The organism is Pantoea cypripedii, from assembly GCF_011395035.1.
Classification (GTDB): domain Bacteria; phylum Pseudomonadota; class Gammaproteobacteria; order Enterobacterales; family Enterobacteriaceae; genus Pantoea; species Pantoea cypripedii_A.
Genome location: NZ_CP024768.1, coordinates 1,269,947 through 1,285,178 on the forward strand (window position 1 = coordinate 1,269,947; position 15,232 = coordinate 1,285,178).

A 15,232-nucleotide genomic window follows, 5' to 3' on the forward strand; every position below is an offset into this window, starting at 1 on the left:
GACAGCGCCGATTATACTTGAAGTGAAGCTGCCTGTGCTGGTAAGCCTGAGCGTCAGGGGGCAGCCCGTCGCATCAGAGGAGTGATTTTATGAATCATGTCTGGGGACTTATCGCGCATCCTAATCAGGAAATGCGCGACATCAAGCAGGAAAACGAGAGCGTCTCGCACCATTACACCCACCATGTTCTGCTAATGGCGGCGATCCCGGTGATCTGCGCCTTTATTGGCACCACACAGTTGGGCTGGAATCTGGGCGAGGGGCAATTTATACAACTCAACATGCTGACCGGTCTCGGTCTCGGCATTCTGTTTTATCTCGTCATCCTCGGTGGGGTGGCGGTGATGGGACGCGTCATCCACTGGATGGCACGCAATTATCCGCAACGACCCAGCATCCAGCGTTGTACCGTGTTTGCGGGCTATGTGGCGACGCCGCTGTTTATGAGCGGCCTGGTGGCGCTTTATCCGCTGGTCTGGCTCTGCCTGCTGGTGGGGACGCTGGCGCTGGTGTACACCGGTTATCTGTTATTCGTCGGTATCCCGGTATTCCTCAATATCGATAAAGAAGAGAGCCTGCGTTTCTCCGGCTCGACGCTGGCGATTGGGGTACTGGTGTTTGAAGTGCTGCTGGCGTTGACCGTGATTCTGTGGGGCTATGGACCGAAGCTGTTCTGATCCTTTCCGGTCAATTTCCTTCTCTCTCGCGCCACGCTCTGTGGCGCGATTTATTTGTTGCGCAATAAATGACGTCGCGACAGCCATACCCCGTCATTTTTAACGCCCGGAAACAATCTCTCCAGGAAATTTCGCAGAGAACCACGTATTATGCTGTCGCCAGCCCGCATCCCATCTGGCCTGATGCGCGCGGCCTGTGCGATAGCACAGCACAAAACTCCTCACCGGATTTTTTTGACACGATGTCTGTAAAAATGCGTATTTCTTTACTGTCGCTGGCGCTGATGATCGGCGCACCGGCAGTGACTACACCTGTTCTGGCCGCGCCTGCTGCGCTGTCAAATCTGGCTCCTGTTGCACAACCGCAAATTGCGTCGGGCAGTGCGATGATTGTCGATCTGGATAGCGGCAAAGTGCTGTATTCCAGCCATCCCGATCGCGTCCGTCCGATCGCCTCGCTCACCAAGCTGATGACGGCGATGGTGGTGCTGGATGCCAAACAGCCGCTGGATGAAATGCTGTCGGTTGATATCAGCCATACCCCGGAGATGCGCGGCGTGTTTTCCCGCGTCAAGCTGAATAGCGAAATCAGCCGCCGTAATATGCTGTTGCTGGCGCTGATGTCATCGGAAAACCGTGCTGCTGCCAGCCTGGCGCACCACTATCCGGGTGGCTACGATGCCTTTATCCGCGCGATGAATGCTAAAGCCCACGCCCTTGGCATGACGCATACCCGCTATGTGGAACCGACGGGCCTGTCGATTCACAACGTCTCCAGCGCGGAAGATTTGATTAAGCTGGTGAAAGCCACGCGTCAGTATCCGTTGATTGGTGAACTGAGTACCACCAAAGAAGATACTGCGGTGTTTAAACACCCGAACTATGCGCTGCCGTTCCGTAACACCAACCACCTGGTGTACAAAAATGACTGGCGTATTCAGCTCACCAAAACCGGTTATACCGACGAAGCGGGCCACTGTCTGGTGATGCGCACCTTTATCAACAATCGCCCGGTGGCACTGGTGGTGCTGGATGCCTTTGGCAAATACACCCACTTCGCCGATGCTAACCGTCTGCGCGACTGGCTGGAAACCGGCAAAGCCGCACCGGTACCGGCGGCGGCGCTGGCGTATAAAAAGCAGAAAGCCTCACAAACCGCGAGTAACGGCGCTCAGGGACAGAACGTCGAATAATTTGTCGCAGATGCCATCCGGCCGGGTGGCATCAGCAAAAAGTCTTATCGTTATAACCCATGTTTTACGCATTCATTCCTATAGTTTCACGCTTGCCAAAGGCCTACACTAGCCGCCACAGACGCACAATAAGATGCGTCTGCAGACTGTTATTGCGCTGGAATCTCACTCTTATGTTTACGTTTCGATCTCTTTTTGCTCCTTTCCTGCTGTTAATGGCCCTGGTGGCACCGGCGATGGTACTGGCTGATGACAGTGCTGCTGCGCCGGCGCAAGAGGATGCGACGCCGAAGATTAACGCTTCGGTTGAGCTGCCTAAAATGCAGAAAATTCTCGACAAGATAAAAGGTCAGGTGTCGGGAAATACCAATGAAAACCAGCTCAACCAGCTCAACGAGATGGCGCTGGAACTCTCCGGCAATGCTGACACGCTCGGACAGGCGTTGATTCCTCAGCGTCAGCAACTGGATGCCCAGCTGGCGGTACTTGGCCCGGCACCGAAGCCCGATAGCGGTATGAAAGAAACGCCGGAAGTGACGCGTAAACGCAGCATGCTTGAGAGTCAGAAAAGCAAGCTGGATGATCAAATCAAGCAGGCGGAAGGCATCAAAAACGGGGCGCTGGTGTTGTCATCGCAAATCGTCAACCTGCGTCGTGATCAGCTGAAAAGCCAGCTGGCACTAAATTCCGGCAGTATCTTTGGCCCGCGTTTCTGGTCACCGCTGGTCAGCACCCAGGATCTCGATGGTGAGAAAATCAGTGACTTCCTGAGTGAATTGCAGGACACCGCTGCGCTGTCGTGGCAACCAGGCTGGCGCTTCGGCACCATTGGCTGGCTGATTGCCGCCATGCTGGTGATGACCCTCGGCCGTCGCTATGGCGAAGAGTTTCTCGCCTGGGTCAGCATCCACAAAATGCCGGAAGGGCGTCTGCGTCGCAGTTTCCTTGCCACCGCCATTGCGCTGACCACCCTGGCGGCAGTGGTACTGACCTTCAATTTCTTTGCGCTGGCATTTGCCCGTCGGGATGAGGTGTCATCCGATGTGCAGGATTTTATTTTACGCCTGGTGCAGTTGAGTGTGTACTGCGGCCTGATTGCCGGATTAGGGCGGGCTTTCCTGTCAACGCGCCGTCCCAGCTGGCGTTTACCCAGCATCTCAAATGAAGTGGCGCAGGCGCTGAAACCTTTCCCGCCGATCACCGCCGCGCTGGTGTTTATTTTCCAGACGATTGAAGCCTTTAACTACAGCGTGGGCACCAGCCTTAACACCACCATCTTTGCTAACGGCCTGACGGCGTTGTTAATCGGCAGCACAGGATTAGCCATCAGCATGCGTACCAACCGGGTACGTCGTCGTATGGTACAGGCGGGTAACCCGCCGGAAGCGCGTTCTACCCTGGTCGGTTTGATCCAGATGGGGCTGACGCTGACGGCGCTGGCTATCCTGATTTTCCTGATCATTGGTTACGTCGCACTGGCGCGTTTCCTGAGCTACGAAGTGATCTGGTGCGGCATCCTGTTTGGTTCGTTCTATTTCCTCAGCCAGCTGATCACTGACGGCTGTGACACGCTGTTTTCGACGCAAAACAGCAGCGGCAAACGCATGCAAAGCTCACTCAATATTGATGAGCGCCATCTGCAACAGGCGGCGACGCTGCTGGGTGCGCTGGGCAAAACCGCGCTGATTGGCATCGTTGCCCTGGCGCTGCTCAACGGCACGTTTGCCTCGTCGACGCCAATTGAACTGATCCAGAAAGTGATTGAATTCTGGGGCGGTAAAGGGCTGGAATCGCTGAATATTGTCCCGGCACACTTGGTCAACGCCATCCTGTGCCTGGTGGTGGGCATTTACGTGCTGCGTGCCGTGCGTCGCTGGCTGGATAAAGAGTTCCTGCCGAAAACCACCATGGATGCGGGCATGCGCGTGTCGCTGGTGACGCTGTTCAGCAACGTCGGTTATGTGCTGATTATCCTGCTGACGCTGTCGATCATGGGGCTGCAATGGAACAAACTGGCGTGGATCGTCAGCGCCCTGTCGGTAGGTATCGGTTTCGGTTTACAGGAGATTGTGAAGAACTTTATCTCCGGCCTGATTCTGCTGACTGAGCGTCCGGTGAAGGTGGGGGATCTGGTGACGATCAGCGGGATTGAAGGGGATATTCGCCGTATCAATGTGCGTGCCACTGAAATCCAGCTCAGCGATAAATCGACGGTGATTGTACCGAATTCACAATTTATCTCGCAGAACGTGCGTAACGCTACCATGGGTAACGCACAGGGCGTGGTGACGATTCTGCTGACCTTTCCACTGGATATTGATCCGGTGCGGGTGCGGGAGTTGCTGCTGGAAGTCTACGAGGAGAATGAACGCATCCTGGAAACGCCCGCACCTTCGGTGTCGTTTAAGGAGCTGTCACCTGCGGGTATCGTGCTGAGCGTCACCGGCAACGTTGCCAGCCAGCGTCAGATCTCCGGTGCCAAAAGTGATTTGCTGTTCGATATTCTGACGCGCCTGCGCAAAGAAGGCATCGTGCTGTCCACGCCGCAGACGATGATTATCGAACGCCGCGCACAGCAGGCCGCAGGCGACAACGAGCAACAACCTTAAATATTGCACGAACTGTAGCGGCGCGATTTATCGCGCCGCTACAGGGCGGACTACGCTTTTACTGCCCAGCCTTTTTGCTTACTGGTTTTGCCAATCCCCGGATTAAAACTGTTGGTGGGATCCAGGCGGCGATAGAACGCCTGGAGTTGCGGCGGCGCCGCGTACAAATGCCCGACGTTATGTTCCGCCGGGTATTCCGCACCACGCTGGCTGAGAATCGCCAGCATCTTCTCCTTCAGCGCATGGGCATCCACCCCTTTCTTCACGATGTAATCCTGGTGGAATACATGACAGAAAAAGTGGCCGTAGTAGAGACGATGGCTCAGATCGTTATCGAATTCCGGTGGCAGGCGCTCAAACCAGTCGTGGTCATTACGGCGCAGCGCAATATCCAGCGCCAGAATATCTTCCACTTCCTGCGCATGGACCGCGTGGTAACGCACGGCGGCACCGGCGGCGGCAAAGCGATGCAAAAATGCATGCGCGCCTTCTTTGGCATCGCAGGCAAAAAACTCCCCGCCACCTTCACGGAAAAAGTCGTGCAGATATTCCTGCGCCTCTGCCACGCCATCGCCGGACATCTTCAGCATCAGATGATGTTCATACCTGTCGCGATACTGCTTCAGGCGTTTCGGCAAATGGGCCGGGAACAGGGTACTCAGACGCTGCAACAGGCGATCGGTGAAGTGCGGCTTGATCCAGTTACGCTTCGCCAGCCAGGCATCAACCCGTCCCTTGAGGGTGAAAAACAGCGGCATCTTGTCGGTGCCAAGCCGGTCAATCATCAGGAAAGTATCTTTGCCATACACTTCGGCGATATCAAAAATATCGCGATGCATATATTCCCCGGCCACCGGTAAGTTGTGGAAATTTTCCAGGATATGACGGCGGATTTCCCCCAGCTCTGCCGGATCGTTACTGCCGATATAGAACACCTGCTGTTTCGGTTCGCTGGCGAAGGTATCGAGGCGCACGGCAAACACCGCCAGCTTGCCAGCACAGCCAGAGGCTTCAAACAGGCGGCGTGCGTCGGCATTGAAACGTGCCGGGGTATCAGCGTGGATATCACGGACGCGATCGGCGTATTCATGATCCGATGCGTGGCGATTGTCCCAGATAACATCGCTTTGCTGCCAGCGGTCATCATCCAGCCGTCCCAGCATCTCCTCTGGCGAATGACCCAGTTCGATACCGAGATGATTCACCAGATGCAGCTTCCCCTCGGCGTCAATCTGCGCATATAACGCCATCTCGCTGTAGGCCGGGCCGCGCTTAATCAGTGAACCACCGGAATTGTTGCAGATACCGCCCATCACCGATGCGCCAATGCAGGAGGAGCCAATGACCGAATGAGGTTCACGCCCCAGCGGTTTGAGCGCTTTTTCCAGCTGATACAGCGTGCTGCCGGGGAACGCGAGAATCTGTTTGCCGCTATCAATCAATTGCAGCTTATCCAGGCGTAGCGTGCTGATGATCACCACCGGGCGCTCATAATCGTTCCCGTTTGGTGTCGAACCTTCTGTCAGGCCGGTATTGGCGGCCTGCATCAGAATAATGGCATCGGCGGCCACCAGTGCCTGTAATACCCGCCACAGCTCCAGCAGCGTACCCGGGAACACCACTGCCAGTGCTTCCCCCTCGCCAGAGCGGAAGCCCTTACGGTAGCGCGCCGTTTGTTCGGCGTCGGTCAGCAGCTGTGCAGGGCCGACCAGGCGACGCAACTCACCCAGCAGGTTCGAATCAGAGAGAGCATTTGTCATTGGCTTATCCTTGTCATTAACGTTGCGAAAATACTGTAGCACGCGTGGGGCGAAGCGGTGGCGATGTGACATCGGTGGCTACCTGCTATCCTCAACTTATGGCACACTTTGCTGGCTATTTTTATATTGCGCAGTCACTTAAGAGAACCCGACCTGATGAAATGGATTTGCTCTGTTAGCCTCGCTGTCTCCCTCGCCATTCAACCCGCGTTTGCGGATGACATGTTTGGTAACCATCCGATGACGGAACAGGCGCGTGACGCCTTCGTAAACCAGCTGCTCAGCAAGATGACGCTGGATGAAAAAATTGGTCAGCTGCGTTTGATTAGCGTCGGGCCGGACAACCCCAAAGAAGCTATCCGTGACATGATTCAGCACGGGCAGGTCGGAGCGATTTTCAATACCGTGACGCGTCCGGATATTCGCGCCATGCAGGATCAGGTGATGCAGCTCAGCCGCCTGAAAATTCCCTTATTCTTTGCTTACGATGTGGTCCACGGCCAGCGCACGGTGTTCCCGATCCCGCTGGGTCTGGCGTCAAGCTGGGATCTGGATGCTGTGGCTGAAGTCGGGCGGGTTTCTGCCTATGAAGCGGCCGATGACGGTCTGAACATGACCTGGGCACCGATGGTGGATGTCAGTCGCGAGCCACGCTGGGGACGCGTCTCCGAAGGCTTTGGCGAAGACACTTTCCTGACCTCAGAAATGGGCAGCACCCTGGTGAAAGCGATGCAGGGCAAAAGCCCGGCAGACCGCTACTCGATCATGACCAGCGTAAAACACTTCGCCCTGTACGGCGCGGTGGAAGGGGGACGTGATTACAACACCGTTGATATGAGCCCGCAGCGCATGTTCCAGGATTATATGCCGCCGTATAAAGCCTCGCTGGATGCGGGCAGCGGTGGCGTCATGGTGGCGCTCAACTCAATTAACGGCACGCCAGCGACGGCAGATAGCTGGCTGTTAAAAGATTTGCTGCGTGGCGAATGGAAATTCAAAGGCATCACCATCAGCGATCATGGCGCGATCAAAGAGCTGATCAAACATGGTGTTGCCAGCGATCCGCAGGACGCGGTGCGTATTGCGCTGAAATCCGGCATCGATATGAGTATGAGCGATGAATACTACAGCAAATATTTGCCGGGGCTGGTGAAACGTGGTGTCGTGAGCATGGCGGAAATTGATGATGCGGTGCGCCATGTCCTGAACGTTAAATACGATATGGGACTGTTTAACGATCCCTACAGCCATCTGGGGCCGAAAGGCAGCGATCCGCAGGACACCAACGCCGAAAGCCGCCTCCACCGTGCCGAAGCGCGTGACGTGGCGCGCAAAAGTATCGTTCTGTTGAAAAACTGGCGTGAAACGCTGCCGCTGAAGCGCGATGCCACGGTGGCGCTGGTCGGCCCGCTGGCCGACAGCCAGCGTGACATTATGGGCAGCTGGTCCGCAGCCGGGGTGGCGAGTCAATCCATCACCCTGCTGCAGGGCATGCGCAACGCGATGGCAGGCAAGGGCACGCTGCTGTACAGCAAAGGGGCGAATATCACCGATAACAAAGGGATTCAGAACTTCCTGAATTTGTACGAAAAAGCGGTGACCGTCGATCCCCGTAGTCCACAGCAGATGATCGATGAAGCGGTGGCAAACGCGAAGAAGGCTGATGTGGTGGTGGCTGCGGTTGGCGAAGCGCAGGGTATGGCGCACGAAGCTTCCAGCCGGAGCGACCTGGTGATACCGGAAAGCCAGCAGAAATTGCTGGCGGCGCTGAAAGCCACCGGCAAACCGCTGGTGATTGTGCTGATGAATGGCCGTCCGCTCAATGTGGTGAACGAAGATCGTATCGCCGATGCGATGCTGGAAACCTGGTTTAGCGGCACGGAAGGCGGCAACGCGATTTCCGATGTACTGTTTGGCGACTACAACCCATCAGGCAAGCTGCCGGTTTCCTTCCCACGTTCGGTGGGGCAGATCCCGATTTATTACAACCATCTGCCGACGGGCCGCCCGTATAACTTCGAGAAGCCAAACAAATACACGTCGCATTACTACGATGCCATCAATGGGCCTCTGTATCCGTTTGGCTACGGTCAGAGCTACACCACCTTTAGCGTCTCGCCGGTGAAAATGTCGGCTAAAATCATGCCGCGTAATGGCACGGTTGAAGCCAGCGTGAAGGTCACCAACACTGGCAAGCGTGATGGAGCCACCGTGGTGCAGATGTACCTTAACGATCCGGTTGCCAGCATCAGCCGCCCGGTTGAGGAGCTGCGTGGCTTCAAACGCATCATGCTGAAAGCGGGTGAGTCGCAGACGGTGAGTTTTAAGATTGATGTCGATGCGCTGAAGTTCTGGAATCAAAAAATGCAGCATGTGGCCGAGCCAGGTAAATTCAATGTGATGATTGGATTGGATTCGGTGCGTACCCAGGATGCAAGTTTCGATTATCTTTAAGGCAGGTCATCGTTTGATTTCTCGCGCGATGGCAGCGGATGTCTAACAGCGCGATAAATTGCGCCGCTACAATCCGCAGACATATCATCAACCAGGCCAGCATGGGTGCTGACCTGGTTTTTATCGCATACCAACACCATGAACATCCGCAACCGCATCGAACAACAAGTCTTTCGCCTGAACGGCCTCTCGCTCAATGAATTCGACATCTCGCAACCGCCAGGCGATCCGGGCCTGTTCGGTCCGGACAGCGTTATCTGGCGCGTACACGGTGATTTTGCTGCCATGATGTGCGGCGGCATCAGCGCCTTGCTGTTGCAGATGCTGCATCCGGCAGCGCTGGCCGGGGTGTGGGATCACTCCAACTTTCGCGAAGACATGATGGGGCGGCTGCGGCGTACCAGCCAGTTTATCGCCGTCACTACCTTTGGTAACCGACAGGATGCGCACACGCTGATCGAACGTGTCAAACGGATTCATCTGCGCGTCACCGGTATTGATAATGCGGGTCACCCTTATGCTGCCAGCGATCCGCATTTGCTGACCTGGGTGCACGTGGCGGAAACCAGTCGTTTCCTCGCCGCCCATCTGCGCTACAAAAATCCGCATCTCAGCCTGACGGAGCAGGATCGTTATTATCAGGAAGCGGCGCTGATTGCCGAATCGCTCGGTGCGGAGCAGGTGCCGCAAAGTGTAGCGGCGGTTGAAGACTATTTGCAGGCGATGCGTCCGCAGCTGGTTTGCGATGAACGCACGCGTGAAGTGACACAGTTGCTGATGAACGCGCCAGCACCCAGCTGGCAGGCAAAACCGGTGATGAAGGTAATGCTGAAAGCGGGCATTGGCTTGTTGCCTGACTGGGCACAGCAGCAGACAGCATTACCTATCAATCCCTGGCAGCAGCGGCTGGTGGATGGACAAATTCATCTGATTGCCGGGTTGTTGCGCTGGTCGATCCAGCGCGGGGCTTATTCACGTGCGATGGCGCGTATGGGGCGCTCACTTTCAGGGATGTAGTTCGTCCCTGGCTTTGGTGTAAGTGCGTGGCGTTCTGGCTTCGCGGCGCAGGGTTAACTGCCGCAATTGGTAGTGGTGGATTAACATGCCCAGCCCGAAGCCGATCAGCGCCAGCGGAAACAGGCTGTAGTAAAGATCGGCAGGCAGGATCACCAGCAAGGCCATGCCGCTAACCATCAACGTCAGCGCTGACATCACCCAGGTGTAGCGGATAAACAGCCAAACCAGCACGGCGAAAATCACCACATCACGCAGATTCAAATCCAGACTTTGCAGCACCATGATGGCGGCTCCTTTCATGCGAATGCGGCGACAATAGCATGTGTAGCGGCAAATGAATTGCGAATTAATTTGAAGTCTGAACACAGGGCGCGTGGCGAAACATCAGCAATCCTCAACCTTGCCCGGCATCACTTTGAGAGTTTTACCCTTGTGTCACATGGCGCGAGTGCCGATCCTGCTCTATTCTCGGGGAAAATGGATCCCTCCAGGCATTGTTGAGGCGTTATGACACACCAACCTCTGATTGCTGAGGTGCCTAATCAGCAACACACATTAACGGCCATCGTCGAGCAGGACGCGCGCACGGCCTATTTTTACATCTGGCCGAGCGACCTGTTCCGCAGCCAATATGCGGTGCGCGGGTGCTGGCTACGCAACCTGCTGCCCGCGCCAGCCACTGAAGATCGTGCTGCGATGGAGCAGGGCATTGCGCCGCTGCTCAGCGCCGAGTATTGCCGCACGCTGGAAGCCGAGCCGATGCTCGATCCGGCCGGTTTACAGGTGATATGGGAGCCGGGCGACGAGGGCGCTGCGCTGTGGTATTACGGCCAGCTGCTGGCGGTGATCCCGGGCTGGAGTCTGTATCAGGACAAACAGGTCAGCTTCTCGGCGGGCTGCATAAAAGCCAATCGCCTGACGGCCCCGCTCGGTTCCGCGTCAACCAATGATTACTACGCGCGCGCTGAACAGCAACGTCATTTCTGGCGTGACTGGCACGACGGCCATCAGTGGGATGCCGTGCAACGTGAGCTGATGCAGTGCTATCAGGCGCAATTTGGCGAGTCAGTGAAGTATTACGCCATCGATCAGGGCAACTGGCCACCGATGGCGATTTCGCAGCACTGGCATCAGGGCGTCTGGTATTTTCTCACCCTGGGAATGGGCATCCGGCCGATGCCGCAGGTGGATTACCTGTTTGACGAGCTGGCGCCGCAGTATCGGCGGATCGAACTGGCGATGGCGGTGGACGGCGAAGTGATGGACGAAGCCAACGCGGTGCAGATGGCCAGCGCATTGGCGGAATTTGCCCATCTGCCGTGGGCGCGCCTGACCTGGCTGGGGGAAGGGCATACGCTGGCGTCGGAGGTAGCACCGGTCGGCTTTGAAAGTTTCCTGCTGGCAAATGGACTGGCCCCGGAATCCGCGCAGTTCCGTCTGCCGAAGCGTGAAGGCGATCGGGTGAACTTGTTGTGGTCCACGCCGATTACTGAAGCCGAACGTCAGTTCGCACAGGCCGACGAGCGCGGCGGCCAGCAACTGGTACAACGCCTGCTGGCTGAAGGGAATGATCACGTTTTTCGCCCACGCCAGGAAGTGGTAGAACCTTCCCCGCGTGCCAGATAATCTGCGCCTTAAACACCAAACACTCTCGGGGGGCGGGCCGTATGCCCCCTGAGGCACAGATAGCTGTCGGTGATAAAAAGGGTTTAAACCTGAAAATTTTATCACGCTATTCTGAATACCTTAAATCCTCCTGATAATCTCATCCCTTATATATCAGTGATATAGCCGCTATGGTAGCGTCTGGGCACTTCCATTACCTGGCAGGTAATCTTCATGAGCGCCACAGTGACACCGCACGATGCCCTGTTCAAAAAATTTATGAGTCAGCTCCCGCTTGCCAGACAGTTTCTGGAAATTCACCTGCCGCCAACGATACGCAACCACTGCGACCTGGATACGTTGCAACTGGTACCGACTACGTTTATTGAACGGGATCTCAGCGCTTTTTATTCCGACGTTTTGCTTTCAATGAAAACTGACTGTGGTGAAGGGTATATCTATACGCTGATTGAGCACCAAAGCTCTCCTGATAAATATATGACCTTACGCATGATGCGCTACACCATTGCGGCCATGCAGCGCCATCTTGATGAAGGTCATACTGAATTGCCGATTGTGGTGCCAATGCTGTTCTATCAGGGAAAAACCAGTCCCTATCCTTACTCGATGAACTGGCTGGCTTCATTCCGTAACCAGGATCTGGCTGAGCAGATTTATTGCCATCCCTTCCCGCTGATTGACGTCACTGTCATCCCGGATGAGGAGATCATGACGCATCGCGGTGTGGCGCGGCTGGAGATGGCACATAAGATCATACGTCTGCGTGACTTGCTGGAAAATATCGACCCGATAGCCACGCTACTGTCGGTAGATTACAATGATAATCTCTCTATCGATGTGATCTACTATATTCTCCGGCATGGAGATACCGATGACCGGGACAAGGTCGTTGAAATACTGGTGCAAGCCAAACCGCAACTTAAGGAACAGATTATGACAATTGAACAACAGTGGCGGCTGGAGTCACATAAGGAAGGTCGTCAGGAAGGCCTTCAGGAGGCTAAATTGCAGGTGGCTCAGCGTATGCTTCTGGACAAAATAGCCGTTGAAACCATCATGAAATTCACTGGCCTGAGCGAGAGTGACGTTAAGCAGCTTAATTCCTGAATACCACAAATTTTGCGTCTCCTTTCTGAACGGCGCGGTAAGTCGCGCCGCTACATCATCACCCGTATTAACTATTTTTTTGCTTTGTGATCGCGCGCATCTCAAGTTCCCTCTTAACACGCCGTTAACCCGGATCAGGCATCTCGCCACTCCAGGGTAAGGGCACTCCAATGTTAAAAACCACACAATCACGTTTCACCGCGACCCTCATCGCGTTTTTCGTTGTCCTGATGCTGGTCACCTTGCTGGTGATCAACCAGTTTATTGCGCCACAACTCACGCAAAATGAGAGTCGCCTGGTACGTTACGAAGTGGACGGCCTGGCCGGACGCATCGTTGAGCAGATGAACCGCGTACAGGCGCAGCAACGCGCCATTACCGAAGCCGCCAGCGTGATGGACAGCGCCAGCATTGATACGCTGCTGCCCGCGCTGGTTAACCAATATCAGGATAGTAACGTGTTCGGTGGTGGCATCTGGCCGTTACCGAATCGCCGCGATCCCGCCAAAGAAAAGGACAGCTCGTTCTTTGCACGCAACGCCAGCAATCAGTTACAGGTGAATACCTACTGGAACTCCGATGCTGCCGATAAATACTGGGAGCAGCCGTGGTACAAAGATGGCATGGCTGCGGCCAAAGGGCAGTGTGCCTGGGCGAAAGCCTACCAGGATGCTGCCAGCCCGCAGCCGCGTACCAACTGTGCTATGGCGATTTATCGTAATGGCACAGTCTGGGGTGTCGCCACCATTGACGTCACACTCGGCTTTTTCAACCAGCTGGCGAAGCAGATGGGAGAAGCGATCCACGGGCGTGTGCTGATTGTCGAAGCTGATGGCAAAGTGGTGGGTAACGCCGCGCTGGTGGAAGGGACGCCAAAACTGGAAAATCTGGCAGATACCCAGCTGCCGCTGGCCGCAACCCTGAAAACCTTGCTGGCACAGGCGGGTACGCAGCCGACCCAGGCCAGCTATAAAAGCGATGACGGCGAACATACCCTGTTCCTGCAAGCGATCCCCGGCAGCCCCTGGTATCTTGCCAGCGATGTACCGTCGAGCCTGCTGGATGCTCAAACCCATAGCATGCTGACACGCCTCGGTCTGGTGCAGATCCCGCTGGCGGTGATTCTGCTGCTGGTATTGCTCGGTTTTGTCCGTGCCATGATGCAACGCCTCAGCCTGCTGAACCGCAATATCGAAGCATTATCAACCGGTGGTGCCGATCTGACCCAGCGTTTGCCGGCCAGTAACAGCCCGGAATTCAACGCGGTGGCGCAGAGCTTCAACCAGTTCATTGCTTATTTACAGGGGCTGATGCGGCAGGTTGGCGACAGTGCGCTGGCGATCACGGCGGCCTCACGTGAGATTGCCAGTGGCAATGCTGACCTCTCGGCGCGTACCGAATCGCAGGCCAGTTCGATTGTTGAAACGGCCGCCTCGATGGAAGAGTTAACCGGCACGGTACGCCAGAATGCCGATAACGCGACCCACGCCAACCAGCTGGCTGACGGGGCTTCGCAGGTGGCGGCACGCGGTACTGAAGTGGTACGGCAGGTAGTGAGTACCATGGGTGAGATTCACCACTCCTCACGCAAAGTGGTGGATATTATCAGCGTCATCGATAGCATCGCCTTCCAGACCAATATCCTGGCGCTGAACGCCGCAGTGGAAGCGGCGCGTGCCGGAGAGCAGGGACGTGGGTTTGCCGTGGTGGCATCGGAAGTGCGCAACCTGGCGCAGCGTTCGGCGAATTCGGCGCGTGAGATTAAAAAGTTGATTGAGGAATCGGTCGCCAATATCGATACCGGCAGCCAGCTGGTGGAGCAGGCCGGACAGACTATGGATGAGCTGATGCAGGGTGTCAGCAGCGTGACAACTCTGATGGGGGAAATCATGTCTGCCAGCCGCGAGCAGAGCCTGGGCATCGATCAGGTTAACGTCGCCATTACCCAACTTGATGGCAGCACCCAGCAAAATGCCGCGTTGGTTGAACAGGTTTCCGCCGCGGCACGCGCGATGGAAGAGCAGAGCGTACAGCTGGAACAGGTGGTGCATAGCTTTAAACTCTAATCGTACCGGGTACGGCAGTTCGTCGCGAGCTGCCGTTTCTCCTTCCTAAGCAGAAATTCCCCGTTTTTTATGCTGGCTGCTAAGATTAACCTTCCGCTGCGGAAACGCACGGAATGTACGCTATTTCTCCGGCCCACTGCGTCGTGATTGTGTACAATAGCTGAGATTGTTCTGAAGGAGTTGTCATGTCCGCCATAGAAGTTATTCTCGTCGACCACCTCGATCGTCCCACTGGCAAGATGGAAAAGCTGGAAGTTCATGAAAAAGGATTACTGCATCGCGCGGTAACGGTTTACGTATTTAACTCACGGCATGAACTGCTACTGCAACGGCGTGCCAGTGGTAAATATCACTGTGGTGGATTGTGGAGCAACACCTGTTGCGGTCATCCCTATCCACAGGAATCAACACGCGCAGCTGCGGAGCGCCGTTTGCGCGAAGAGATGGGGCTGGCACTCACGCTGACCCCGGTATTTGAACTGAGCTACAACCTGCCACTCAGCAATGGCCTGACCGAACATGAATATGGTCACGTGTTTTTTGCCATCAGCGACGAGCAACCCGAGCTAAACCCGGAAGAAGCTGACGCCTGGTGCTACCGTTCCGTGGCGCAGATTCAGCAGGAAATCGCCCAGCAACCGGCGCAGTTTACCCCGTGGTTTCTCTACACCTTCGCGCGCATTCCCGCCACGCTGGACGCTTTTCAGGTCACGGCCTGATCAG

At 55.8% G+C, this 15,232-nt stretch carries 11 protein-coding genes; 9 read left to right on the plus strand and 2 right to left on the minus strand.

Annotated elements, in window-relative coordinates; translation table 11 throughout:
- The first annotated feature begins 89 nt into the window (after positions 1 to 89).
- The 3 genes from CUN67_RS05900 (at position 90) to CUN67_RS05910 (ending at position 4,479) form a co-directional block, all read left to right on the plus strand.
- Positions 90 to 677 (plus strand): Yip1 family protein, encoded by a 588-nt coding sequence (locus CUN67_RS05900; RefSeq protein ID WP_208714402.1) that lies wholly within the window; start codon positions 90 to 92, stop codon positions 675 to 677.
- A 242-nt stretch (positions 678 to 919) separates the two neighbouring features.
- Positions 920 to 1,870, plus strand: coding sequence for a D-alanyl-D-alanine endopeptidase (gene pbpG, locus CUN67_RS05905; protein ID WP_208714403.1), 951 nt, complete (start codon positions 920 to 922; stop codon positions 1,868 to 1,870).
- Positions 1,871 to 2,043: 173 nt separating this feature from the next.
- Positions 2,044 to 4,479, plus strand: a complete 2,436-nt coding sequence (locus CUN67_RS05910; RefSeq protein WP_208714404.1) for a DUF3772 domain-containing protein — start codon at positions 2,044 to 2,046, stop codon at positions 4,477 to 4,479.
- Between the two features lie 50 nt (positions 4,480 to 4,529).
- Here CUN67_RS05910 and dld read toward each other — a convergent pair whose 3' ends face one another.
- The gene (gene dld / locus CUN67_RS05915; protein WP_208714405.1) at positions 4,530 to 6,239 is read right to left on the minus strand and encodes a D-lactate dehydrogenase; all 1,710 of its coding nucleotides are present in this window, start codon (positions 6,237 to 6,239) and stop codon (positions 4,530 to 4,532) included.
- A 156-nt stretch (positions 6,240 to 6,395) separates the two neighbouring features.
- Here dld and bglX point away from each other — a divergent pair, with 156 nt between their 5' ends.
- Complete coding sequence (bglX, locus tag CUN67_RS05920; protein WP_208714406.1) at positions 6,396 to 8,693, plus strand: beta-glucosidase BglX; 2,298 nt, start codon at positions 6,396 to 6,398, stop codon at positions 8,691 to 8,693.
- A 138-nt stretch (positions 8,694 to 8,831) separates the two neighbouring features.
- The gene (locus CUN67_RS05925) at positions 8,832 to 9,710 is read left to right on the plus strand and encodes an oxygenase MpaB family protein (RefSeq protein WP_208717078.1); all 879 of its coding nucleotides are present in this window, start codon (positions 8,832 to 8,834) and stop codon (positions 9,708 to 9,710) included.
- Here CUN67_RS05925 and CUN67_RS05930 read toward each other — a convergent pair.
- Complete coding sequence (locus CUN67_RS05930) at positions 9,699 to 9,992, minus strand: hypothetical protein (protein ID WP_208714407.1); 294 nt, start codon at positions 9,990 to 9,992, stop codon at positions 9,699 to 9,701. The genes CUN67_RS05925 and CUN67_RS05930 overlap by 12 nt on opposite strands.
- A gap of 225 nt (positions 9,993 to 10,217) precedes the next feature.
- Here CUN67_RS05930 and CUN67_RS05935 point away from each other — a divergent pair, with 225 nt between their 5' ends.
- The 4 genes from CUN67_RS05935 to idi all read left to right on the plus strand — a co-directional run bounded on the left by CUN67_RS05935 (position 10,218) and on the right by idi (position 15,228).
- Positions 10,218 to 11,336 (plus strand): suppressor of fused domain protein, encoded by a 1,119-nt coding sequence (locus CUN67_RS05935; protein ID WP_208714408.1) that lies wholly within the window; start codon positions 10,218 to 10,220, stop codon positions 11,334 to 11,336.
- 213 nt (positions 11,337 to 11,549) lie between these two features.
- Positions 11,550 to 12,443, plus strand: coding sequence for an Rpn family recombination-promoting nuclease/putative transposase (locus tag CUN67_RS05940; RefSeq protein WP_208714409.1), 894 nt, complete (start codon positions 11,550 to 11,552; stop codon positions 12,441 to 12,443).
- Between the two features lie 170 nt (positions 12,444 to 12,613).
- Positions 12,614 to 14,509 carry a methyl-accepting chemotaxis protein gene (locus CUN67_RS05945; RefSeq protein WP_208714410.1) on the plus strand — a complete coding sequence of 632 codons (1,896 nt, stop codon included), beginning with the start codon at positions 12,614 to 12,616 and terminating at the stop codon, positions 14,507 to 14,509.
- 185 nt (positions 14,510 to 14,694) lie between these two features.
- A complete protein-coding gene (gene idi, locus CUN67_RS05950) occupies positions 14,695 to 15,228 on the plus strand; it encodes an isopentenyl-diphosphate Delta-isomerase (RefSeq protein ID WP_208714411.1) in 534 nt (177 codons plus the stop codon).
- The last annotated feature ends 4 nt before the right edge of the window (positions 15,229 to 15,232 follow it).

Coding starts and splice junctions, on each gene's coding strand:
- CUN67_RS05900 (WP_208714402.1), top strand. CDS start 90: ATGAATCATGTCTGGGGACTTATCGCGCATCCTAATCAGGAAATGCGC.
- pbpG (WP_208714403.1), top strand. CDS start 920: ATGTCTGTAAAAATGCGTATTTCTTTACTGTCGCTGGCGCTGATGATC.
- CUN67_RS05910 (WP_208714404.1), top strand. CDS start 2,044: ATGTTTACGTTTCGATCTCTTTTTGCTCCTTTCCTGCTGTTAATGGCC.
- dld (WP_208714405.1), bottom strand. CDS start 6,239: ATGACAAATGCTCTCTCTGATTCGAACCTGCTGGGTGAGTTGCGTCGC.
- bglX (WP_208714406.1), top strand. CDS start 6,396: ATGAAATGGATTTGCTCTGTTAGCCTCGCTGTCTCCCTCGCCATTCAA.
- CUN67_RS05925 (WP_208717078.1), top strand. CDS start 8,832: ATGAACATCCGCAACCGCATCGAACAACAAGTCTTTCGCCTGAACGGC.
- CUN67_RS05930 (WP_208714407.1), bottom strand. CDS start 9,992: ATGGTGCTGCAAAGTCTGGATTTGAATCTGCGTGATGTGGTGATTTTC.
- CUN67_RS05935 (WP_208714408.1), top strand. CDS start 10,218: ATGACACACCAACCTCTGATTGCTGAGGTGCCTAATCAGCAACACACA.
- CUN67_RS05940 (WP_208714409.1), top strand. CDS start 11,550: ATGAGCGCCACAGTGACACCGCACGATGCCCTGTTCAAAAAATTTATG.
- CUN67_RS05945 (WP_208714410.1), top strand. CDS start 12,614: ATGTTAAAAACCACACAATCACGTTTCACCGCGACCCTCATCGCGTTT.
- idi (WP_208714411.1), top strand. CDS start 14,695: ATGTCCGCCATAGAAGTTATTCTCGTCGACCACCTCGATCGTCCCACT.